Origin of the sequence: Pseudomonas putida, assembly GCF_004357765.1 — a bacterium.
GTDB classification, from domain to species: domain Bacteria; phylum Pseudomonadota; class Gammaproteobacteria; order Pseudomonadales; family Pseudomonadaceae; genus Aquipseudomonas; species Aquipseudomonas putida_U.
This window is the reverse complement of record NZ_SMTE01000036.1, coordinates 1-1,557: the sequence shown is the minus strand read 5'-3', so window position 1 is coordinate 1,557 and position 1,557 is coordinate 1. Positions and strand designations below refer to the sequence as shown.

Below are 1,557 nucleotides of genomic sequence, written 5' to 3'. Positions count from 1 at the left end.
AACGCAATTCGAAGTGGTGTCGTTCTCACTCACGGAGGCGGTGAGCACGCCCTTCAAATTGATTCTCGAGCTGATCAGCTTCGAGAAAGACGTCGATTTCAGCCATCTGCTCGACAAACCCGTGCTGTTCACCCTCTGGCGCGCTGACCGCCCGGTACGTCATGTACACGGCCTGGTCAGCAGCTTCACCCAAGGCGAGACTGGCTTCTACCGTACCCGCTATCACGCCGTGATCGAGCCACAGTTGGCACGTGCCGCCTTGCGCTCGAACTGGCGCATCTTCCAGCAAAAAACCGTTCCACAGATTCTCGAGATCATGCTCAAACGACAGGGCATCCTGCACCATGAACTGTTCAGCAGTTTCGACCACCACGTCCGCGAGTTCTGCGTCCAGGCCGGTGAGACCGATCTCGCGTTCATCGCCCGCTTGGCGGCCGAAGAAGGTTTCGTCTACCGCTTCGAGCACAGCCCCAAACAACACACGGTGGTCTTCACGGATCGCTTGCTGGCGCTGGGGCAATTGAGTCGCGGAGCCGTCAAGCAAGAAGACGCTGACCGCCCGGACGACTCGCTGGCATCCAAGGTCGATACCGTGCTGTACCACGCCAACAGCGGCGGCGACCAGCCCAGGCCGTGTCTGCGTCGCTTGCGTTACCGCGAACAGGTGCGCACCTCGCGCCAGGTCCAGCGAGACTACACCTTCACCAACCCCGCCTACCGCCAGGAGCATCTCGCTGGCATCGAGCAATCGCCCGACTACGAGCGGTTCGACTATCCAGGCCGCTACAAACGCGATGCGGTCGGCAAGCCCTTCACCGCCACCCGGTTCACCGCGCTGCGCCACGACGCCCGGACTGCCGAAGTGGTCGGGGACGACGAGCGTCTGCAACCCGGCCTGAGCTTCACCCTGACCGAGCATCCACGCGAAGACCTCAACGTGCATTGGCGAGTGATCGAAGTGAACCACGAGGGCGTCCAGTTCACCAGCCTGCAGGAAGAGGCCGCCGGCGCCGATCGCGGTACCCATTATGCGCAAACCGCGGTGTTGGTACCCGGCATGACTGAATGGCGCCCGCAATCCTTGCCCAAACCGCGCGTCGACGGCCCGCATATGGCCACAGTGGTCGGCCCACCGGGTGAAGAGATCTACTGCGACGAGTGGGGCCGGGTCAAGGTCAGCTTTCCCTGGGATCGCGAAAGCAAGAACGACGAATTCAGTTCTTGCTGGGTTCGCGTGTCACAGGGCTGGGCCGGCGGCGGCTGGGGGGCGATGGCCATCCCGCGGGTCGGCCAGGATGTGATCATCCAATACGTCAACGCCGACCCCGACCAACCGATGATCACCGGGCGCACCTACTGCGGCAACCAACTGCCACCCTACGAGCTGCCGAAACACAAGACGCGCATGACCATCAAGAGCCAGACCCACAAGGGCCGGGGCTTCAATGAACTGCGCTTCGAGGATGAACTGGGGCGCCAGGAGGTGTTCATCCATGCCGAGCGTGACCAGAACAATGTGGTCAAGAATGATGAGACGACCCAGGTCGGCAACGACCG

Annotated in this window: 1 protein-coding gene; it reads left to right on the top strand. The window is 62.2% G+C overall.

Annotated elements, in window-relative coordinates; all coding sequences use genetic code 11:
- A partial coding sequence (gene tssI, locus E2H86_RS25495) for a type VI secretion system tip protein TssI/VgrG (protein WP_133332263.1) occupies positions 1 to 1,557 on the top strand: 1,557 nt, incomplete at both ends.